The 24093-nt window shown below is 49.7% G+C and carries 13 protein-coding genes; all 13 read right to left on the minus strand.

The genetic code is table 11. From position 1 onward, the window contains the following. Positions 1–29: 29 nt before the first annotated feature. Positions 30–4349 carry a LamG-like jellyroll fold domain-containing protein gene (locus GZZ87_RS17325; protein WP_162026987.1) on the minus strand — a complete coding sequence of 1440 codons (4320 nt, stop codon included), beginning with the start codon at positions 4347–4349 and terminating at the stop codon, positions 30–32. A gap of 22 nt (positions 4350–4371) precedes the next feature. Beyond that, positions 4372–7557 (minus strand): LamG domain-containing protein, encoded by a 3186-nt coding sequence (locus GZZ87_RS17330; RefSeq protein ID WP_162026988.1) that lies wholly within the window; start codon positions 7555–7557, stop codon positions 4372–4374. Between the two features lie 537 nt (positions 7558–8094). Then, on the minus strand, positions 8095–8946 hold the full coding sequence (locus GZZ87_RS17335; RefSeq protein WP_162051181.1) for a hypothetical protein: 852 nt from the start codon (positions 8944–8946) through the stop codon (positions 8095–8097). A gap of 313 nt (positions 8947–9259) precedes the next feature. Continuing rightward, complete coding sequence (locus GZZ87_RS17340; protein ID WP_162026990.1) at positions 9260–9718, minus strand: alpha-L-fucosidase; 459 nt, start codon at positions 9716–9718, stop codon at positions 9260–9262. Between the two features lie 117 nt (positions 9719–9835). Next, positions 9836–11662 (minus strand): arylsulfatase, encoded by a 1827-nt coding sequence (locus GZZ87_RS17345; protein WP_162026991.1) that lies wholly within the window; start codon positions 11660–11662, stop codon positions 9836–9838. A gap of 18 nt (positions 11663–11680) precedes the next feature. Continuing rightward, positions 11681–13105 (minus strand): alpha-L-fucosidase, encoded by a 1425-nt coding sequence (locus tag GZZ87_RS17350; RefSeq protein WP_162029429.1) that lies wholly within the window; start codon positions 13103–13105, stop codon positions 11681–11683. A gap of 60 nt (positions 13106–13165) precedes the next feature. After that, positions 13166–14827: an alpha/beta hydrolase fold domain-containing protein gene (locus tag GZZ87_RS19980; RefSeq protein WP_348534080.1), complete on the minus strand. Its 1662-nt coding sequence runs from the start codon at positions 14825–14827 to the stop codon at positions 13166–13168. A 35-nt stretch (positions 14828–14862) separates the two neighbouring features. After that, entirely contained in the window at positions 14863–16233 is a 1371-nt protein-coding gene (locus GZZ87_RS17360; RefSeq protein ID WP_162026993.1) for a sulfatase-like hydrolase/transferase, read from the minus strand. A gap of 27 nt (positions 16234–16260) precedes the next feature. Next, a complete protein-coding gene (locus GZZ87_RS17365; RefSeq protein WP_162026994.1) occupies positions 16261–18426 on the minus strand; it encodes a right-handed parallel beta-helix repeat-containing protein in 2166 nt (721 codons plus the stop codon). Between the two features lie 99 nt (positions 18427–18525). Next, positions 18526–20307 carry an alpha-L-fucosidase gene (locus GZZ87_RS17370; RefSeq protein WP_244648019.1) on the minus strand — a complete coding sequence of 594 codons (1782 nt, stop codon included), beginning with the start codon at positions 20305–20307 and terminating at the stop codon, positions 18526–18528. Between the two features lie 18 nt (positions 20308–20325). Further along, complete coding sequence (locus GZZ87_RS17375) at positions 20326–21816, minus strand: arylsulfatase (RefSeq protein ID WP_244654008.1); 1491 nt, start codon at positions 21814–21816, stop codon at positions 20326–20328. An 804-nt stretch (positions 21817–22620) separates the two neighbouring features. After that, the gene (locus tag GZZ87_RS17380) at positions 22621–23301 is read right to left on the minus strand and encodes a hypothetical protein (RefSeq protein WP_162026995.1); all 681 of its coding nucleotides are present in this window, start codon (positions 23299–23301) and stop codon (positions 22621–22623) included. 108 nt (positions 23302–23409) lie between these two features. After that, positions 23410–24084: a hypothetical protein gene (locus GZZ87_RS17385; protein ID WP_162026996.1), complete on the minus strand. Its 675-nt coding sequence runs from the start codon at positions 24082–24084 to the stop codon at positions 23410–23412. Positions 24085–24093 lie beyond the last annotated feature (9 nt).

The following is a 24093-nucleotide window of genomic DNA, read 5'->3' on the forward strand; positions in this document are numbered from 1 at the left end:
ATACATTTTTAAAATTTTCACGGTAGGATCTACTTAGCTTCCACCTGCAGGCGTCCGAAGAGTCGACCATCCTCGGCCATGTCTTTGCTCACGGTCACTGTTACGTCCTCGGTGCCTGTGATTCCGTCGACCACACTGACTTCAGCGGCTCGGTCCCCTGTGATGTTCAGATCATACCAATTCAGTAGGTTCGAACTGTATTGAAAGACTTGCGCGGTATCGCTGGCGGACTCCACACGACGCGTGAATGTGAAAACGAAGTATTCACCAGAAGCATCGAGCGTCGGTAAGATGACTTGGTCGGCCTCCAACGGACTGCCGTTGAGTGTGTATTCAAGCAAGCTAGTGATGCCGTCTTGATCGGCATCCGCATCCGGCTCCAGATCTACCAGACTCGGGTGACGACTTGTCCACGCCTCATAGCCTTCGTATGCGTCGTAGAGATCGCTCACTTCAGATGCAGTGAGCTCCGTGTTATAGAGTCTGATCTCATCAAGCATACCATGGTAATGAGCCCCCGATTGACTCGACCCAAGGGTGACTTCTGTAATACCACTGATCGGCTTGATCTTCTCTATTCCGCTATGCCAGAGTGCCCCATTGAGATAGATCTTCATCTCCCCGCTGATTGTGCTCTTCGTGAAGGTCCAGTGATTCCAACGCCCCATAAACTCTGAGGCAACGGCAGGTGTTGAGATGCGGTCATAATCAGTGCCACCACTTGTCCCCGCATCCCAGTAAACCTTAGAATTCGTCCAGGGGAGATGTATGTTGAGCACTCGATCCCCACTATTATCAGTCGCGAAAATAAATGAATTCCCCAACTCTTGTGCAACGTCTCCATTCGCCCACAGACTGATTGTGATTTCGTCGCTAATAGATCCAAAAGCCTCGGTCGGAATAGAAACAGTGCTATTCATTCCATTGAAATACACCGCATCGGCATGCACTCCACTCACACCGGTGCCATTCAACAGTGTGCCGTGGAAATTATGGCCGGACACATCGAAAGCTTCCCCACTGGAAACATCATCTAAGGACCAATCAGCAACGAGTCCAAACGGCTCTCCGACAGCAATTCGAACCGTCGCGTCCTCGCTATCGGCTGCCCCGTCGTGGGCCTTGTAAGTAAATGATTCAAGGCCGACATAGTCCGGATTGGGCGTGTAAGTCAGATTCGGAGCGATGCCACTCAAGATGCCATTCTCGGGAGCGATCAAGATCGAATACGTCAGACTGTCGCCTTCAGCATCAGAGCCAACGAGAGTCACACCAACTGAGCTGTTTGCATCGACTGTCGTAGCGACGTTGCCCGCAACAGGCGGACTATTCGATATGGATTCCAATTCGATCGACTGAATGGATTTACCATCGCCGTTGTCATCTTGTCCATAGACGGCCACACGATATTGCTGACTGAGATCGAACCCTTCGGGAATGATGCCAGATGCCTCCGTCACGCCAGACACTGAATAACTCCACGCCCCGTTATTTCTAATCTCGATGACCACCGTAGTCGAGTGATCGACTGGAAATTGGATATTATCTCCAGACTGATCCAAGGTCGAGCGCGTTGCCCCATTGGTAAAGTTCAAGCCTTGAGCTGTCGCATCACTATCCTCCGTCAGATTGACGCCGATACTATAAACACTGGTATCTGCCTTAAAGGGATTGAAACCAGCATATGTGGAGAGATCCGTGTCCGTGCGAATCAATCCGAAGGAAAAGTTATGTGCCGCGCTATCGCCAATATTTCCTGTGGTATAATTCACCGTCAATCGAAGCCCAGAGTCGGATTGATACGCGTCACTCGAGTAGCAAATCGCTCTGTTTTGATAATTCGTGCCGCCACTATCGTAGATTAGCTCTGGTCCGACTTGCACCCACGATGCACCGCCGCTGATCGATCGGCTTTCCATGTCCATGAATGGGATCGCGTTCACCACTAGATTCACCCAGCGATCTCTGCCACCAGACGCATCCGTGGCACGAAGCCTGAAATCATATTCTGTAGCCGATGTCTCCGTTGGCGTGCCCGACAGAACCCAAGTGCCTGAATCCACGGGCACCTCCTGCACAGTCAACCACGATGGCACTCCATCTGCACTCTCTGCAAACAGCACATCCAGAATTGCATCACCTTCAGGATCCCAGAAGTCAACGCCCTCCACTATCGCACGAGAATAGGGCACGCCAATATAGGCATCTGGCAAGGGAGTATAAGCTCTGGCCCAATTAGGCGCCCCAGGGTTTTCAAACTCGGCCAAGTGATCATCCAGAGCTTTCAATAAGTCGTATGCCCAACTTTGCAGCGTGGGGTTAGACCTCCAGATTGAGCCACTCCATGTCAAGTGCCCACCCGCTTGCATCGCTTCTAAGTTCCATTGTAAGAAATCGGCTTCTTCCCATGCTTGGTTAGTCCCATACTTCCATGCCGTCGTGCTCAGCTTAGAATGCATATTTCCGACAATCAGATCATCCCACTCCCAAGCGCCACCGTCATGAACATAACCGTTTGTCGCGGTCATTCTCGTTATATGCTTATAATTATTGGCAAACTGTGTGCCTGTCTTACTCGCGTGATCATTGTTCCCCCCGAAAGCATGCCCAAAGGTGAAGTCATCAAAACGGACAGCATGTGCAAATGGGAAGGAATTATAATTTAATGTGCTACGACCATTATTAAAAGCGATCGGGCAGTCTGGATTACCGGCACGCACCGCATTCGCAAAGGCCTGATAAATTCGCTGCTCTTCTATGATTCCACTCGTCGCATTGTCCCCATTCTGCTCCATGGTTCCCCCATCATCAAAAATCCACGCATCAATATAGTTACCATAACGCAGTGAATAGTCCTTAAGCACAAATTCGGCATAACAGAACATATACTTACGATTCGGATAGGTCGCGGAGGCATCGTCATACTGCTGAGTCGTTTGATTCCAGACTCCAGTATGAAAAGGTTGGCTGTTGATGAATGCCTGCATATCTGGATCCGCATCACAGTATTCCATCCAACGATCCACAAACTCTTGAAGGGAATCCCCATTTGAACCTACAAAGTTTTCAGAATTTGTATATGCATGGACTCTGAAGCCAGCCGCTCTGATTTCTAAGATTTCATCGAGAAAAGCATCATTCTCAGGCTCGTCCAGAGCGAGGTTGCCCCAAGTCGGCGCCACGATGTAATCGATTGAAGGGCCTGCACCATCGACTCCCTCAAGTGCAACCGTCTCAAGTAATTTATGCGGCACGTAATGTTGGGCAGACAGTGAAGCGCCATCAGAAAATCTAACCCCGACTTCATCGAGCGTTTTAAAGTCTTTAATACTCTCCAGGTCCCCCTCGCCCCCATGCCAACTGCCCCTTAGCTTGGTTGCACGTTCACCGGGTGCGGGTGCTGTTTCCAATTGAATCGATTGAATCGACTTACCGCCCCCGTCGTCATCTTGCCCATAGACTACCACATGGTAATTCTGGCTAAGATCAAAACCCTCAAGTAACACTCCGGAGGACTCGTAGACTCCGTCAATCCGATAACACCAATAGCCTCCCTCAGCGATCTCAATGGAAACTTCGCATGCTTCTCCCGACTTGAACTGGGCTCGACTGCCAGACTGATCCAGAGTGGTGCGCGTGGCACCATCGGTGAAGTTCAGCCCTTGGGCTTCCGCTCCGCCATTTGCCGTCAAATTAACTCCGATGCTGTAGACGCCAGTCTCTATCTTAAAAGGGTTGAATCCGGAATAGGTCGATGGATCGGTGTCGCTGGCGATCAAGCCAAATGCAAGATTATGGGCTCCGGAATCTCCAAGTGATCCTGTCGTATAGTTGACCGTAAGCCTAAAACCATGGTCCGATTGGAAGGTGTTCGCAGAATACAGCAGCGCCCGCTTCTCGGGTTCTGAGTCATTGGTAACAAGCGTTGCCGCACCATCATCAGTCCACGCGTGGCCTTCAATCGTGCCATTGATCGCTCCTCCGCCGATTCCATTTGAATTCACCGCAAGCGTGTCGCCGTCAAAGGAGTCTTGATACAGCACCTCTGCTGGGAGCATCGACACGACCAGTAAATAGAGCGCTATCACTTGTAATCGATTCAAACTAAACAGTCGCGTATCAGCGAATGTGATCCTTGATGATTCAGAAATCACTGAAGGGGTGATGCTTCCTCCTACGCTCGACGAGCTACGGAGGACAGGTGCGGCACCGACGAGCTTAGGAGATGTTGAAAGACGTCGTGTGCTTACGGCCTTTGCGCGGTCTTCGCAAGCAAAGCCCCTACGATAGGATTGCGAAAGTGCTTGAATGCACTTTTCAAAAATCATGGCGCGCGTGAGTATATGCATTTTTAAAATTCTCACGATAGGTCTACTGAGCTTCCACCTTTAGACGGCCAAACAGGCGGCCATCCACTGCTACGCTTTTACTCACGGTCACGGTCACGGACTCGACACTCGCGAAGGCATCACCGACAGTGACTTCGGATGCTGGCACGCCAGTGATGTCCAGATCATACCAGTCCACTAGATTCGGGCTGTATTGGAAGACCTGCGCGGTATCAGTGGCCGACGCCGCACGGCGATTAAAGGTGAATACAAAATTCTCTCCGCTAGCGTCTAGCGCAGGCAAAAGCACTTGATCTGGTGCCACGGGATTTCCCATCAGTGTGTATTCTAACAAGCTCGACATGCCATCCTGATCGTCATCCGCATCTTGATCAATGCCGTCCAAAGCTGCGTAACGGCTAGTCCATGCGTCATATCCTTCGTATTGTTCATAGAGTTCAGTGACCTCGCTCGCATCCAGTGCGACATCATAGAGTTTCAGCGCATCAATGGCACCATCATAGACCCGTCCCTCAAAGTCGTTGCCTAGTAATACATCCGTCGTAATCCCGCTGATCGTGGTGATATTACCCGTTTCACTGTGCCAGAGCGCACCATTTAGATAAATCGCCATCAGCCCACTGGTTGCATTCTTAGTAAATACCCAATGATTCCAGCGCTCCATATATTCAGAAGGCTCGGCAAGCTTGGAAATACGATCATAGTTCTTGCCGCCGCTATTCCCAGCATCCCAAATCACTAAAGAGTTCTGCCACGGCAGGTGAATGTTTAACATCCGATCTCCATCCGTATTCACCGCACTTAAAACTGTATCTGCCCGAGGGTGATTGCTGTCTCCAAACACCCAGAACGCGATCGACACTTCGTTGCTAATAGACTCAAAGGCAGCAGCGGGGAGCGTGACACCGCCAGCTAATCCATTGAAGTCCACTGCCCCGCCATTCACACCGCTCACCGCAGTGCCATTGATCAGAGCGCCATGAAAACCATGGCCCGAAACATCCTCGACCACGGCAGTAGATATATCATCTAGATTCCAATCAGCCAGCAGGCCGATCGCTCGAGATTCCAAGTTCAGCGATTGGATCGATTTACCAGCCCCATTTTCGTCCTGACCATACACCACCACGTGGTAACTCTGACTCAAGTCAAAGCCGTCGGGGATGACTCCAGTCGCCTCAGTCACTCCATTGATCGAATAGCTCCAACCGCCATTCTCCCACACCTCCAGCACGACGGGCGTCGAAGCATTCTTCACAAATTGCACATTCGTGCCCGCACTATCGAGCGTCGTGGTCGATGCTCCGTTGGTAAAATTCACTCCGCGTGCCGACGCTCCCTGATTCGCAGTCACATTCACGCCTATACTATAAACGCTGGTATCGACGGCAAACGGATTGAAACCCTCGTAAGCAGACAGGTCAGTCTCGTCACTCACCAAGCCGAACGATAAATTGTGCGATGCATTATTACCGACCACGCCGGTGGTGTAATAGGCAGTCAGGGTAAAACCACTACTCGACTGAAACGATTCAGTGGAATAACTGATCGCCCGATTATCAGTCTCAGTTCCATTATTATCGTAAGTCAACTCAAGGGCCGAATCCGACCAAACGGCCCCGCCACTAATCGTCCGACTCTCAGTCGGAAAGATAGGCACGTTGACTACCAATTTCACCGTTCTCGATGACTCCGTCTCGCCACTTGTAATACTGAGATCGAAAGTGTAACCCGTTGCGACAGTCTCCGTCGGAGTGCCTGTCAACTCCCAGACTCCCGAGCCTGCACTCGTTTCCGCAATTGAGAGCCACGATGGTGCGTCGACCAATGTCAAACTGTCAATCACCCCACCCGCAGGATCCCAAAAATCGACCCCATCAGTCAATGAATGACTATAGGAAATATCACGGGTAGCCTCTGGCAATGGTGTGTCAGCCCGCCTCCAGTTCGGTGCATCTGGAAACTGAAGTTCACTCAAAGAATCATCCGTCAGTTCTAACTGCACCAATGCATAATCGCGCAGCGTCAGATTATAACCTGGATTTTCGAGGTTCACATACCAGAGCGCAGTGCCCCATGCGATGGAACCGCCATTGGTAATGCCAACACTGGTCCACTCCACAAATTCCTCGTCGGTTAAACAGGGATTCGCGCCAGCGTTCCAAGAAGTAGTGCTCTGCTTGGGAAAGAAGTGCCCCACCACCGCATCGTTCCAATCTCTGGTATCCGTCGTCGCAAACGGCAGCCCATTGTGAAGGCTCATATATTCACAAATCCCAAAATTTCGCGTATACAAACTCTCGGTCTCGACCATATCGCCCGCGCCGCCGAATGGATGCCCAAAGGTATAGTCATCAAACAACGAAGGTGTCGCAAACGGCTTAGCTGCGGTGCCGACACTGTTATTAAACGCAACAGCTGCATTTGGATTACCCGCATGGCAAGCATCCGCGAAGGCTTCGTAGATCCTCTGATCATCCAATTCCCCACTGCCTGCATCATCGCCACAGGCTTCCATAATATTGTCGGCTGAGTCAAACAGCCATGCGTCAATCAAGTCGCCATAACGAATCGAGTATTCTTTGAGGATAAACTCTGCATAGCAGAACATATATTTTCGACGATCAGGATCACCTACTGAGAGATACGGATGGTTGTTAATGAAAGTCTGAACTTCCTCATTGGTATCGCAGTATTCCTCCCAGCGAGCTGACAGCTCAGGGTAGTCGTCAGGAATACTATCAGGGTTGCGTGCCAGTAAATTGTAAGAATTCACATACACCTGCGTTCTGAGCCCCGCCTCATCGATGGCGACGATCCAGCTTAAAAAGGGGTCTTCCGCGGACGCACGTGGCACCACTAGGTTGAGCGGATCGCCATTATCATCCATGTCCCCCTGCCAAAGACTCTCGATAATAGCATGTGGAGCGGAATGCACTGGAGAGTAGATACTCGGGCAGGCTAGACCGATTTGAACGAAATCAATCGTCTTCAAATGATCAATTTGAGCTAAGAATGGCTCAATTGTGACACCTTCGATATTACCGTTGAAGGTCTTCTCCGGCAGCCACAGCGCACCCCACGAGCCTCTCAGCCAATCCGCACGTTCTCCCTGTCCGAGAGTGGGCACATCAATCTGCGCCTGAGCACTTCCACAGAATAATAAACCAACGAATACTATAAGGAGGGGTTGTTTCGCAGATTTCATCGTGAGGGGCTGTCTTCACGTGAGCTCACCATTCGCTCATCAAAGTCATGTAAAAACGACTCGCATGGCATACGAATAGACAGGAAGGTATCGAGTTCGAGAGCTCGCACAGGGCACTTGGGGATTTGGGGGCAGAGAGGGGATAAATCGCTAATCAATAGAATAGGACTCAAATGTAATCCTACCACGATTCCCGCTCTGCGCCTATCATGCATATGCATTGATATGAATCATGTGTATGCGTTACTCCGGAATGACATGAACTCCATCGTAAATACGACAGATGTGCTGCCTTTACTTGTGTTCTGCTCGATGAGCCTGCGAGGTATAGAACTTCTATCTATCGGAGGCGTGAAGCGGTTTCTTGCAGAGCGCTCGTCTTTAATCAGCGGTCCAAATGAGTTCCCCTTCCGCTACGAAACAAGCCAGGGAATCCGATCCAGCAGTTAACGATTCGGTCACAGTAAACAAGTCGCTGTGATTAAAGCGTTTCAGCGTCGCGTTAATGCCTCTCAACCCGTCCACACATTCCCCGTGTCATACGCGGTCAATTCCCCGTGTCATACGCGGGCGACGACACATCGTCACGCACAACGCAGATAAAGAAAGAAGAAGCCCGTAGCTTGCGGGCTCAGGGATATCCACATACTTCTTATCACTCACAGTGATATCGAATTCCAAATTCTGCACACCCCAGCGCTGGGGGTTCGAACCGATGCCATCTGCCGCACTCACTGTAAGTGTCTTATGAACATCCAAACCAAAATCCACATCCAGAGTCTCATTTGTTCTCAGTGTGAGTAAGTTCGGCCCGCCGACACCGACAACAACCATATGCCCATAACTAGAACCAGTCTCACGGATCTGGAAGCCACTAAAGCCATTAAAAACTGCAGAGTATCCGTCGATATTGACCGATACATTCTCTACGGAAAACTGGAGACTATCTCCTACGCTCATATTGCCAGCTACAGTGAAGGTATCACGCCCTCCACGCTTAGGCTGCAACACCGACTTAGACCTGCCAAGTTTCACCGACCCGATATGCGCTGAGGTTTCTTCCTTGAGTTCCTCGGAGGTGGAAGTTTCCCCTTTCCAATAACCGATGGCCTTTAGGTCAAAACTCAACGTGTCCTGACGTGAATCACCATTATAATCCGCTCCAGAGTAGGTAACCTTGTAGGTGAATTGATCCTCGTCATCTACGAGCTCGACGCTTCGAACTACCTTCTGGTGATCGCCCGAACCGTTCACCATTAAGTTGTTACTCTCGCCATCTCCACTCGTGAAGCCTTCAAACTTTACTACAGTCTCCCCGTTAGCAGCATGCACAAGAGACACTGCGAGTATAATAATAGAAGGGATCAGTGCAGGGCGAAGTGAGTGCATTCTCATTATAAAAAGGGTAAAAAAGTCGTAGGGTAAGAGTTTATTAGGATACTGAATTAACCGCATCAGCTTGTCCAGTATTCTATAGTATCCATCACTCAATGGTAATGGCGTATATGCATATTCCTGCATCACGTAGACACATGAAGACCTGTAGCGTATTAGCCCTGATCTAATATCAAACAGAAACTGTGGTGATCACGTTTATGCGCATCAAAGAGTCTAGGCGGCCGTTGCGGCTCTTGAGATGGGGCAGCGGCAAACGACGTCACCAACACTTTTGATACACACGTAAGCTCTAGATGGAAAATGACTACTTAAGCGTAATCTTAAATCCAGTGACAAACGCATCCGGCAAGTCACGAGGCACCACAAAACGCGCACCGTTGTCTTTAACAAAAGCAACCAAGGCATCAGGATCCCAATTCTCTGCTTTGAACAAAGGAATCAATTGATCATAGCCAAACTCTTCTGGAGGGCCGTAACGTTCAGTATGCCATGCAGATAGCTCTTTCGCGAGCTTCTTACCACCGCCATACATATTACGCCCATACCACGAACCGTCATTTGGACGGTCGTCACCAGCTGCGGACGGAATCCCCCAGTGCATCCATACCCCGATCTTACCATCAACGAACCACTCCGGCACTTCATAGTTTTCAGCCATCGACTCCCAATTGGGCTCAATCGGCCCAGTGGAAGGTGGCAGTTCTGCTGCCAAACAGGCGCTCCCGAGCAGGAACGAGATGATATATTTTGCTTTAAAATTCATCAGGATAACTGGGAACGGCTGCTTTACTGCCGACAGATAAAATAGGTAGCTCTTAACAACAACTAGCAATGCGCGGGGCAGCTAAGGCAGCCCACCCAGTAAATAATCGACCAGCGATTACTCCCCAAGTTCTTTAATGATTTCCTGCGGCGGCACGCGGCCGAATGTAGGATCGTAAACTGGCATGCCCATGCCTGCGGGAGTTTGCCAACCTGGCTTAGCCTGGTGCGTGACATACGCATAATACGGTGTAGCGGATCCATCTGGGCCAATAAAAAGTGGAGCCAACTCGGTCACACCTTTTTCCAAAGTAACTTTAAAAGTCACTTCTTTCGCGCCAGCAGGAATGTCCTTAGTGATATCGACCTCACCGATACGCATCCGTGCTTGCTTATAGTTATAGGCTTTGCCGTAGGTGCCATCGTTGATGCCTTTATCGGCTTCAACTGGCCAGCGACGTAAAGAGATTTCGTATTCACCTGCTTGCTCGACTTCAAGCGCCCAGAACGACTCCACAGCGACATCGCCATTGATAATGTGGGTTTGGTTCCATGGTGGTAGTTCATCGAGTAGCCAATCGTGTGATGAGAGCGTAACGATCGGCGCCTCATCGGAACCAATGACCATGTAACTGATCAGGTCGTGCTCCTTAGATACGTCATCCCAGAATGTGTTGTATTCGGCACGCATACGCTCAAACACTTCAGGGTATTGCTCAGCGACATCGTTTGCCTGCTTTGGATCTGCTTCAATGTCGTAGAGTTCCGTGCCATTGATCAAGCGCCACTGGTCAGTCATGACCGCGCTCTTACGCCATTTGATCGGATCGACCACACGCTGTGATTCGACTACAAACGCACGGTCTGGCCACTCGGTGCCATCGGTATACAGGAGCTCACGCAGACTGGAGCCATCGAAATCGATCTCTGGCGCATTCAGCCCACAGAGGTCGATGAAAGTTGGCAATATATCCATGTGTGCGGTCAAGCGCTCGACAGATTTTCCCGCTTCGATCTTACCATTGGGCCAGCGAAGGATGAACGGCACACGGTGCCCACCATCGTATTCAGAATTTTTCGAACCACGCATGCCACCATCGTAGCCGCCGCCCTTACCATTGAGTCCTGCAGCAGTGCCATTATCAGTCATGAAAATCAGGATGGTATTATCTGCTAACCCTTCAGATTTTAGCATGTCCATGAGTTTGGCCATGTTGTCGTCGATATTGGTCACCATACCGTAGAATTCTGGATACGATACACGTGGGTCACCCTCATAAGGATCACTATACTCAAGTGGGCAATAGAGCGGCTTATGCGGGGCATTGAGTGAAATATAAGCGAAGAACGGCTTATCTTTGTTCGCCTTAATGAATTTCATGCCTTCATCGAACCATACATCCGTGCAAAACCCTTCAAAGCGCTGTGGCTTGCCATTGACGAAATAAGTATCGTCGAAGTAATCGTTGCCCCAGTAGTCAGGAGCCTGCCCGACACCGCCGGCTTGATGATAAACGGTGTGCTGAAAGCCGCGATCTTCAGGACGGTATGGATACACGTCACCCAGGTGCCATTTGCCGAATAAGCCAGTCGCATAGCCATTGTCGCCAAAGATATTTGCCATCGTGACCTCGCGGCGGCGCAACATATTACGCCCTTGCACCGTATGCCACACGCCAACGCGATTGGAATAGCGGCCAGTCATCAACGCTGAGCGCGTAGGCGCACAGGTAGGATCAACATGAAAGTCGTTCAGCAAAGTGCCCTCGCTGCGCAAACGATCGATGTTCGGCGTCTTAATCGCAGAGTTTCCGGTAAACCCCAAATCACCATAGCCTTGATCATCGGTAATGACGATCACGACATTGGGTTTCGGTGTATTCTTGGAAAACGCTGGCTGCACAAGGGCAGCCAACACAGCGGCGATCAGTATCAATGGTTTCATTTGCAAGGGTTCCTTTTGTTAGAGGGTAACTTTAATCACCGTATCGTATGCATCTAATGGTGCATCGGGCAAGTTGACTTTCAAAATATCACCTTCTTGAGAGATCGTAGCTTCTTCGCCGTTTGCCAAAAACACTGCTGCGGTTGCAGTGCCAGGCATATCCTCGACCGTAATGCTTCCGGATTCGGGCCATTCGAACACGTGTAGGTAAAGTGTCTTACCATCTTTACTTGCAGAGCAATCGCCCCACTCCGGACGCTCTGGCAGCGGATTACGAACCGTGCCGTAGATCGATTCACCGTTCACCTTGAGCCAGTCACCAATCACGCCGTAGAGGCGCACTGCTTCGGGATCAAGCTGCCCGTTCCCCATTGGGCCGTTGTTAAGCAGCGAATTGCCACCCGCACATACGGTGTTCACTAAGCGATGAATCATCTCTGTCTCCGTATGGTAGTAGTGATTGCCTTTGGTCTTATAACCGAAGGAAGAGCTTACGCTGTCTGGCGACTCCACATAGAGCGGCAACTTCTTGGTCGGCACTTCCTTATCACCAATCGACACATAGTCGAAGAGCTTTAAGTTCTCCTGTAGGATCTTCCCTTTACCGCGGTGGATAATACGAGAATTGATCAAGCAGTTCGGACGATACTGACGCACAATATCAGTAAACTGCTTTGCGCGTTCAAAAGTCATATCAACGGGGGTATCAAACCAGATCAAATCGAGATCATAGTTCTTCATCAACTCTTCCACCTGAGGTAAGCTCTTCTCTGCGAGATAACTATCAAAGTCTGGCTCAAAGTCTGCAGGGAGCTCCGGGTGTAAGAAACTGCGCTTGGTGCGTGTATTGAGATAGGGTGCATCGGGCTCATCCCAGTCTTGCGCATGTGAATAATAGACGCCGAACTTGAGCCCCTGCTTGTGGCACGCTTCGCTCAATTCCTTAATGATATCGCGCTTAAACGGCGTATAATCGACGATGTTATAGTCGCTCACCATCGAATCAAACAGTGCGAACCCGTCGTGGTGCTTGGAAGTGATCACCACATATTGAATGCCTGCATCCTTAAAGGTCTTAGCCCACTCGTCGGCATCAAAATCAACCGGGTTAAAGGTCTTAGCGACTTTGCGGTATTCGTCTGCCGACATTTGTGCGGATACCTGGATCCACTCGGAATAACGAAAGCCATTACCGCGGCCTTCGTATTCTCCCTCTAGCGTCGAATACACGCCAAAGTGTATAAAGGCACCAAACTTCGCATCTCGAAACCACTGCTCTTGGCGAGCGATCGAGTCCGGAGTCTGCTTGAGATCGTCCGCAAAGCGGTATTCAAAGGTGACGTCGCCCTTTGGCTGATTGGGCGCCTTTTTGGTATTTGCATTGGCTGAGACAGACAGCGCCCCAGCGGTCAGCGCGATCATAGGTAAAAGTATGCGTTTCATTGGATGTTTCATAGATAATTTGGAATGGTGGTTCTTGTTGAAAAGTTGGCTGTAAGATGATCAATGCTGACAGAAGAATGCGACAGTGCGTTCCGTGATAATTTCTTTGGATGGCTCTATATCACCGCCAGCTCGTCTCCAATTGTGCCCTGCATTCTTAACAATTAAAATCTCCACTGGTGCCTCCAGAGCTCGCGCGCGCTTTCGCATACGGTAGGCATGCTTGACAGGAATCGTCGTGTCGGTGTCTCCTTGAATCATCAACAAAGGCGGACTCTTGCGCTTTAAATACATGACCGGACTCATCTCTTTGTAACGCTCCTTCTTCTCTGCAGCAGTCACTGCTTGCGGTGTAATACGAGGGCCAAAGCGGTCTTTAAAATCGGGACGATCATCGTAATTAAACAGGTTCATATCACGAAAGTCGCACGGACCATACCAAGAAACACCCGCGACAATATTGTAATCCACCTCAGCTAATTCCGGGTCTCCGGTCAATGTGTCTGCTGGCGATAGTAACAACATCTGCGCAATTTGCCCCCCTGCTGAATCTCCAAACACGTAGAAGCGGTCTGCATCCAAACCTAAAGCATCTGCATTTTTAGCTAAATAGCGCACCGCATCTTTCGAATCGATCACACAATCGCGCATCGCAACCAGACCCGACTTATTAAACAATCGATAGTCCACAGTCGCAACAGCGAAGCCTTCTTCGAGTAACTGTGTGAACAGCGGAGCAAACAAATCTTTGGTAACGCCTGCACGACTACCAGCGGCCCATCCGCCTCCATGCGTGTAGATAATCAGAGGTGCCTCACCGCTAGAGTTGTTGGTTGGGTAATAGAGGTCGAACTGTAACTTGCGCTTCCCCACTTGTTTATAAACCACATTGAGCGCTCGCTTAGCTCCGGTCTCCAAATACTTCGCCCCTTTGTCCTTCACGTGATTTGATTTGACTGCTTTCTTTTGAGGTTTCCCACCTGCAAGCACGGTCAACTCGTCTGCAATCACACGAGCGACTTTACCAGCCAATGCTGCCGAACCTTCTGGTTTGAAATGAACGTTCTTCGGCAGCTGCCACTCATCTAAATGTGACATGCTATAGGTATAGAGATCATTGATCCGAATACCACGAGACTTCATGACACTCACCGCTACAGCATTATAGCGGGCAGGATCCTCTGGCGTGCGCAATGGATTGAGTGTGCCAGGCACAACAGGCGTTGTCGTGGCGAAGATCGTCAACGCACCAGTGGCTTGAATCTTTGCAGTCAGGGTCTCAAGGTTTTGCTTATAGACTTCGGGCGAAGCCTGCACGGGATCGTTCGGGTCGTTCGACTTACTATCCTTGCCGGCCTCTTTGACATGCTTTAAATCATGTAGCCCCCAGTTGAAATGAATGACATCCCATTTCTGCATCGAGAGCCACCCGTCGATAAACCGTAAACCTTTGGTTGTGCCCCCACAGTTGGCAGGACGACTGCCCGTCTTGTTGACGGGGCGGAAGACGTTTGCTTTCCCCTTCAACAGTTCGCGCACCTGCAAAGTATAACCAATCGAAATCGAGTCCCCCAGAATCAAGACATTAGGTAAAGCTGGGTCCGGAGTGAATTCCCAACTCAGCGTTCGATCCTGCTCGACCAGGGACCCCTTTTCAGGAGCTGCATGAAGAGAGAACTGCACTAGGAGTGCGGTCACGATAAGGGCTAAAAGGACTTTCATAGGATATATAATGGGGGTTAGGAATCAGTTCAGGACTATTTTGCCTTCTTTTCTTTTTTACGATAGGTTTTAGAGATACATGCAGGATCCGCCTCTGTCGGCAGCTCTGCATACCAGTCAAACACCATCGTCTTCAAGCGAGCAGCCACCTCAGGATTCTGTTTTGATAGATCATTGCTCGCATCCTCAGAGCGATTTTCAGCCAAATTGTATAGCTCTGTGCGGTCTCCTTCGAAAGTCGTGACCAACTTCCAATCACCATCACGCACTGCAAGGCGTGGCCATAAGTCAGGCTCCTTAATATGATCCCTCTTCAACCAGAAGATTGGGCGGGTGCGCAATGGCTTTTCACCCTGAAACGCAGCTAGCAAATTCTCACCGTCAAGCTCAGCATTTTCTGGAAGTGTAATGCCCGCAGCAGCACAGAGTGTCGGTAACAAATCAACCGCAGTAAACACCGTGGTGTTATTGATCGTGCCAGCAGGAATATGCCCAGGCCAGCGGACAAGGAAAGGTGTGCGAACACCACCCTCATATAAACTGCGCTTACCTCCACGTAAACCACCGGTCGTGCCTACACTATACCACCACGCATACTTGTCTGTCTTACCGTTGCGCTTACGCATTTTACGATTTTCAGTCCCCGTCTCTTCGGGGCCATTATCACTGGAAAACAATACGATCGTGTTGTCAGCAATACCTGCTTTGTCCAGAGCAGCCAACACCTGGCCGACCTTGTTATCTCCATCGGAGATCACAGCCGCATACACTTGTTTCTGCTCGTCCAAATGCTTCCATTTCTCCATCGATGCATCGCTTGGCTCATGCGGTAAATGTGTTTCGTGCAGCCAGACATTCAGGTAAAACGGACGATCCTTATTTTCTTCGATAAATTTCACCGCGTAATCACCCACTTGCTCATAGTTCAACTGAGGCCCTGGTCCCGCGTATGCAATCGACTCGTCAAACCCATAGTCAGTAATCTCTGGTGCACCCGGGATACCATGACGCCCCATGTGCCACTTACCGACATGGCCAGTATAGTAGCCAGCATTTTTAAAATAGCGCGCAGTATTCGGCGCCTTCGGGTTCAACCAATCTGGGTGTTCCTTCATCTGACTGCCGCCACTGAAAATATCGTTGATCCCGAAACGTGATGAGAAGCGTCCAGTCATCGACGCAACGCGACTTGGCGAACAAATCGGGTTCAGCACATTAAACTGTTGGAAGTCCACTCCCTCTGCCGCCAAGCGATCTAGATGGGGAGTGTCTAGCCAATCCGTATCATGGCTAGAGAGGTCACCCCATCCCCAGTCATCCGCGTAAATGAAAATCACATTTGGCTTAGTAGAGTCAGCCAAAGCCACCCCACAGAACTGCAATAAGGCAGCGAACACTAGTAACATTCTTTTCATCATAAAACTCAGTATCAATTATTTGATCAGCCCTACCTTGGAGAGGTCAAAAGGCTTGATGCCCAACGTTAAGGCTGGTGACTCAGGCAGTAGGCCAAAATCGCCATTTTCCAAATCAACAAAAAGCGGATCTACGGCTAAACTATGTGCATCCACACCTTCTTGCTGCTTCTTATCCAACACGGCTTGGCTCACTGCTGGATCACCCACGCAGTAATAAATATTGTAATCCGTATCTGCGTCCTTTGCGTAAGCACCCACCTCCGTGCGATGGCTTTTTCCCTCATGATAGAACTTTGTCTTATCACCTGAATGGTAGAATACATTACGCTCATAAGCACCACCTGTCATCGGCCCTTCATAGAGCTTAATATAAACTTGGCGCTTCTTGCCGTCGTGCGTGCCTGGTAGGATATCAATAATAAAGTTATTGATGGCTCGGTTATTCAACTTCACCTGCATCCCTTGAGAGACACACTTATAAATTAAGTTTTCGGTAATGAGCGTATCACGCTGACCGCCGTCTGTGCGAATCGCCGCCTGCATGACGGTCGAGCTCAGCATGTGATGAATATAGTTACCACGAATCACATTATTTGGTCCCGCACCACGAATATAGATGGCATTGCCGTCGTTCAACTCCTGCATCACATGGTGAATCTCGTTGTATTCGATCTGATTGTCATGGGTATGCAAATACGGGCGGACTTCATCGATACTACGCTTGCCACGCTCCCCTTCGACCTCGTGCCAACGAATCGATGGCGACATCTCGCGCTTCCAGCGGTGAAAGAAATCAGTGATCACACCGGAGATAATAATACCCGCATACGGTTGGTGATGAATCAAATTGTTAGCGACACGATTCTCGCCGCTCTGCCAGACTAAGATTCCCGGTGAGTGCGAATAAATCTGCCCGGTATGATTGATGTGATTATTATAAACCAAATTGTTGCGGTTCACATCCTTCGTGCCTGGGCCATAGCCGCAGAGCAGCACACCTGTGCCGCCGATATGTTCAATCAAATTGCCAACCACACGGTTGTTCTGAGCATGTAAATCGAAACGAATGGCACCTCCGCCAGTATGCATGAACCGGCTATTCTCAACTGCACAGTTCTCCGCACCACGAAAGCGTAGCATCGCAGTCGCCTTATCTTGGAAATCCCAATCATGCTGCAGACCAGTATCACCTTTATTCATCGAGTAGCGCTCGCCATGTGAAAAGGTCAGGCCTTTAAAAACTAAATTTCGCACCGGGATATCCTGTGCCCCCTCTTCATCGATATCCCCTTCCACTCGGATCAGTTCGATCAACTGAGGAAACAGCACCGATGACTGGCTTCGTGGCCAGAGATAGAGCTTCTGCTCCTGAGTATTTAGGACCCACTCGCCAGGTTGATCCAATGCTTCAAGCACGTTCTCAACCCAACAAGACTCTAGGTTGGGCAAGTAGTGCAGTGGACTCATTGCATAGGATGCGATAATCGAGGTATGAGCCATCTGCTTCTGCTCATTGACCGACTTCAGCGGTAGGATATTCACCACCCACGCATGGTGGGGGCGTATCACGAGTTCTACATCTTCAAGGTTCGACCAATTCTTCAGCGTCCCCTCCGGATAGTGCACCCGATCTGTTGATCCGCCTTCTAGAGGAATAAAACCATCCGAACGAGCGCGTGGCAGTAAGCCCTGCTCATCGTATAGAGTGAAGAACTGCTCAGAGATATCCGTGACCCAGACTTCATCCTGAGCGATTTCCGGTAGTCCAGGCAGTGGACCTGATACTTTCTTCCAGCTCTCGATTTTTTTACCCGAGCTAAACACCGGTAACTCTTCAGGGTAAGCCTCATAGGTAATGGTAGCAGCGCCTTCGCCTGAGTCTTCAACGCCAAATATCACCGTCTCGCTAAGCGGATACAAGCCACCGCGAATCTGAACCACGATATCTTTAGCCGGTCGACTCTGCTTTAGCTCACGAACCGCATCGCGCGCACGCGACAACGTGGCAAACGGACCGTCACTACGATCCGCGTTTGGCAAGTCTAAGGTGCCCGACCATTGGTCGGAGCCTTCGGTCGAGATGTAGAAGTCGGCAGACTCTATTGCTTTCAACTGAGCGAGGCAGACAAGTGTGACTCCGAGACAGAGCAACAACGTTCTCAGGTATTTAAAGATTTTCATTATAATGTATCAGACAAGGAATTCTCCAGTATGGAGCTGGAAAACATGTAAAACTCCGCAATCGATTAAATATGTATAAACAAGTTGATCTAAGTCCACTTAGAGCTCGTTGACGGGTGACAACGACAGTGACTTTAAACTAGTATCAAGGCGGTCGCCATCGACCAGTCGCACTGATATCGTGTGTTTGCCCGGTGTCTTGAAACTTAAGAGCCCCATCGGGTTACTGTGGTAGCCCGAAGTCGCAGGTTGCTGATTCTGAAGGAACGTGCCCTCATCCGTCTCAATCGACCAGACCGCGCGGCCCACACCAAGATAGCTCAACGACACGTAGTAGTCCCCTGCCTCAGCCACATCGATATCCCAAGTAACAATTCCATCTGCGCGCCACTTATTCACCTGTGTCACATGCTTCCACTCGCCAAACTTTTCCATCCAACGCGAGCCTTCCTGATTTGCCGCTTCGACACTCGCAAATTCAGTCGGCAATAATGTCTCAATGTTCGGATGCACGGCACCCGCCGCATCGACCTGTAGATCACCTTTAAGTTTCAATTCAATCACCGAAGCTAGCCCAGAAATTTGTGCAGCGGTCAACTCCCCGCCTTCAATCGCGGACCAATTACCAACCTTCGTCCAAGTCAGAGGAATCAACTCACCCGAGGCGGTGCGGAGCGTTGCACTTTCAATCTCGGTATTCAAGCCAGGCAGATAGATGCGGTGATCCTTCGGCCAGTCAAACACTACCAAATTGAGCAGGTCGCCTTGGATGGTGACATCGCCCCAAGGTAATGCAGCTCCCCAAGGGGATGCATCCGCAGCATAAACAACGCCTGGGTTTTGTTTGATCCAGTCGCCAGCTTGTTCCAGATACTTAACTGCAGGCGCAGGAATGCGTCCCTTACCATCTGGTCCTACATTCAGTAGATATGTGCCGCCACGCGCAACGGTTGCGACCAATCGACCAAGAATTGTCTTCGCATCTTTCCAGTTATTATCATACCACGCATACGACCAAGAATCATTCGTGGTGTCACAGGTTTCCCACAGTCCTTCGTGGTTACTGGCGGGCACTTGCATGTCTCCTAAACTCACATAGTCCCCCATCCCGAAACCGATGCGGCTGCACAGCATCGCGTCAGGCTGGGTTTCGCGAACGAGATCGGCCAACTCCACAACCATCTCTTCGGGCATGCCACGTGGTGTATCAAACCACACAAAACTCAAGGGGCCGTAATTGGTGCATATTTCCTTCACTTGAGGGTAGCACTTCTCGCGGAAGTATTCCTCAAAAGTAGCCTCAGAGCCATCTGGGTTCAGCTCCGGGCCGCCTGTTCCACCCGGCGCGGTCCAGTCTTGGTTGTGCGAGTAGTAAAAACCAAAACCAAGTCCTTCTGCTCGACACGCATCGGCCAACTCCTGCATCGGGTCGCGTGCAAAGGGTGTCGCATCGACGATGTTGAACGGGTGTGCCGACTTAAACATCGCAAAGCCCTCGTGGTGCTTCGACGTGATGATGATATATTTCATGCCTGCCGCCTTCGCGGTAGCAACAATCGCATTCGCATCGAAATCGACTGGATTAAAGTCGTTGGCGATTGCCATGTATTCCTCAGTCGGAATGCCCATCTGCCGCTTGATCCACTCACCAATTCCGTAGAAGGTCTCCCCCTTCCACTCGCCACCTAGCTGGGAATATAGCCCCCAGTGGATGAACATTCCATAGTTTCCATCACGAAACAGCGCAGCGCGCTCCGACGATTCAACATCGACCCGAACATTGCGATCGCCCCACATCTTGTCCATCGCAGTCTCTGCGGATGAAACCAATGAAGCGCTGATGAGAGCTGACGATAGGATTGAAAGTAGCTTTTTGTTCAAAATAGAAATCTCCGATTGTTATAGTTCCTCGGGCGCCCACTCGGGAATGCCCTGTTCTTTGAGTTGCTCATCGTAACGAATCGCAAATGGTTGGTCTTCGGGCTCTACCTTCGGCAGCCCCTCATTGACCATCAGCGGCACCGCAGAGTTCCACCAAGCCTCATAAGACTTGCGCAATTCAGCGATCACCTCCGGGTGTGAGGCGGCAACGTCCGTGGTTTGTTTTGGATCTACTGAAATATCATACAGTTCCTGATTATTCACAAAGCGCCAACGTTCCGTGCGCACCGCACTTGGTCTGTATTTCAATTTATCGCGCTGACCTGGATTCCAACGGCCACAGTGCACAAATAACTCACGGTTCGGCCACGCAGCCTCCGGATTTTCCAGCAGTGGCAGTAATGAACGTCCGTCGAGCTCCTGCATATCAGCTGGAAGTGTCGCACCCGCCAATGCCGCGAATGTCGGATAGAGGTCCAAATGAGCTGTCAGGTCATCAATATCCACACCTTCTCCTAAGACTCCTTGCCAATACCAGAAGGCAGGCACGTGGGTGCCACCTTCATGCGGCGAATTCTTTGCGCCCTTCATGCCCGCATTAAAACGATCCACACTTTTGCCATTTTTTGTGATCGGCTTCATCGACATACCATTATCAGTCTGAAAAATGACTAATGTATTCTCCAACGCGTCCCACTCGGCCAACTTCTCCATCAACAGACCAAAGTTGTCGTCAATGTTCTCGATCATACCATAGCGCGCAGCAGTATTTTTATCATAACCTTCATCCAGAAAGCGCTTCTTGTAGGATGCTGGAGCGATGAAAGGCCCATGTGGTGCATTCAGCGAAATATAAGCGAAATACGGCGTGCCCGCAGCTTCCTGTTGCTTAATCCATGCAAGCCCTGCTTGAAAAAACACATCCGTGCAAAACCCCTTGGTCTTCACCACGGTGTCATTATGCAGCAACACGTTATCGAAATAGGTATTCTCACTATTGGCAGGAAAATCACCATACTGGGCTTGGCCGATACCGCCGGCACCATGCATCAACACTTCATCGAAACCACGACTCTGAGGCAAATAAGCTTCCTCATCGCCCAGGTGCCATTTACCAAAAAGTCCAGTCGCATAACCTGCACTCTGTAGTGCCTGTGGCATTGTCACCACATCCAGAGCCATCCGTTCGCGCTGTAAGATCGTATGCGTCACCCCTACCTTGAAAGGAGGGCGGCCACTCATAATCGCAGCCCGCGTCGGCGCGCAGGTCGGGCTCACCTGAAAATCGGTAAACCGCGTCGAAGCCTCGTAAAATTTGTCAATGTGCGGTGTCTGCACGATTTCGTTGCCCATACAGGATAAATCACCCATGCCCTGATCATCAGTGATCACGAAGACAATATTCGGACGACTCCCTTCGAGGGATTTCGCTTCAGCGCCTGTGAGCGCAAGACAGCAACTCGTTAAGCCGAGCGCTAATTTTAGATTCAAATTTAAGGTCATAGTCATGATGTGAAACACCCCATGAATAACATAGTTTCATACAGAAATAAGAAGAGCAAATAGAAGAAACAGGCACGTTGGGGCGTGACAGCCTATAAAATACCAAATTAGCGCCTCAGCGACTACTACGCATACACATTAATTTGTATAACGTGAATGTGGGAACAGGGCGTGTCATTGTCGATTGAAAGGACTGCACGTTGAATACAGCATCCGTTAGTTGTGAGGAATCGGCAAAAGGTGCCACTTATATTCAACGTATGGCGCACAACACGTCATGGCAGTGTGACCATTTGGAATATAACAAAAAGCACAGACGTTCCTTGATGTGGTTCCCCTGGATAAATAATACAACATCTGTTGCCAACCCCGCCAGCCTTGCATAATCCAACTTCACATCAAGAAGTTCACCGTAACAATCAGACACTTTGCCACATGCAACTTACGAGAACTAACAAAACGCCAAATTAGCTCATTATTATACCAACATGCGACTAAAACTGGTAAAAAGGCTTGATCGCTGAGATCGCTGAGATCGCTGAGATCGCTGAGTGCGCTGAGTGCGCCGAGGAGATGGGGAGGTCTGCGTGAAATGCTCTGCGTCAGCTCTCAGCGTGCTCTGAGATCTCTAGCGTAGCGGGCGGTTAACAAATACAGCTGAAAAGTATTCACAGTGGTCTTCCCTTCGATGGCTACAGACTACCAGAAAATGTCAAAGGATAGTATTACCTAGCGTCCCTGCCATGGACTGAAGAAATGAGATTAAAAAACAGCAAGCCACTACACGCAATTAAGTAGACTTGCGCTCATCTAAAAATCCCAGATAGGAGCCGAATAGACTTTAACTTTTCGCGGCGGTGGCATTGGAACGAAAAATGTGACAACACGCATTGCGGGATTATACTGACATTTTTGCTGAACCAACCTTCTTCGTATGTTTTCGTCAGTCTCAAAGACATCCAGCTTGATCATATAATTACCGATACCACTCCTTGGATTAGTAATTCGCGCTGTCGAGCGAGGCTTGGAGATCAACTTCTTGTCTCCAACATATCCAGCCACAGTCACATCAGAAAAATTAACGAACAAAGTATCTCCAGAACCGAAGACATTCTCATTCGCATTGATTGCCTTCAAACGAATCGGCAAGACGGGATTCTCTTTATCTTCAAAAGCAAGAATCAACACCTTATTCCAATCTTCAGGGATATTCAACATGGGAGCCGCTTGAGGCACAGGAGCGTCCTCAGGCAATAGCGACGGCAAAAATGCCAAGCGATTAGATCCCGGCGACAAGTCAAATGATTCCGAAAAATTATGACTATCCAAACGGATCTCTTGCGGCTCTTGATCTGCTTGATAGACGTATGTGGTCTGTGGGGCATTGGTAGGTGCACCATAATATATGATACGTGCCACCCGATCAGCAGAACAAACTGTGGATACAGCCAAGCCACACAGTAATAATAAACAGTCTTTTATGGTTCTCATCTTCTTTCTTAAGCTTCGTGGTGGGGCAAATGCCGAAAGGATACAAAATTAAAGCGCTGTCCTAAACGCTTATTAGCTTTAGCATCGAATATTATATTAAATACAGTTTTAAAAATCTAAGATTGGCGCCGAATAGACCTTGACCATTCGTGGCGGTGGTGACGCGATCATAAAGGTAAGCACACGCTCGCTTGGGTCATATTGGCATTTCTGTTGAACCAAGCGTCTCCTTATCTTTTCGCCCTCATGATAGGCATCCAGCTTCTGAAGATACATGCCCCGATCCTTTCGAGGCTGAGAAATGATTTCGAACTCACTTGGCTTCAATATTAAATCTTTATCTCCGACAGTCCCTAAAACTGTCACCTTCGAGAAATTCACAAAACATGTGTCACCCGGACCAAAGGCGTCATCATTGGCGTTAATCGCCTTAAACTGGATGGGGAGCGTCGGATTTGACTCATCTTCGAGGACGATGATTAAAACCTTATTCCAGCTAATCGGGATTTCCACTGAAGGTGCCCCGGAAGGCGCAGGCGTGTTTTCTGGCAACGCATTCGGTAAAAAAAACAGATGCTTCGTCTCCTCCGCCAATTTAAACGACTCTGAGAAATTATGACGCCCAAGTTCGACTTCCTGCGGCTTTTTACCCGCTTGATGCGCATAAGCGGTTTCGGGAGCATCTGCTGGGGCGTTATAATACAGAATTCGAGCTACCCTGTCCGCGGCAACAGTCGTCGATGTCAGCAGTCCACACAGCAAAAACAAAATACAAGCTCTCATGTTCTTAAT

The sequence above is a fragment of the Lentimonas sp. CC4 genome (genome assembly GCF_902728235.1).
GTDB lineage: Bacteria > Verrucomicrobiota > Verrucomicrobiia > Opitutales > Coraliomargaritaceae > Lentimonas.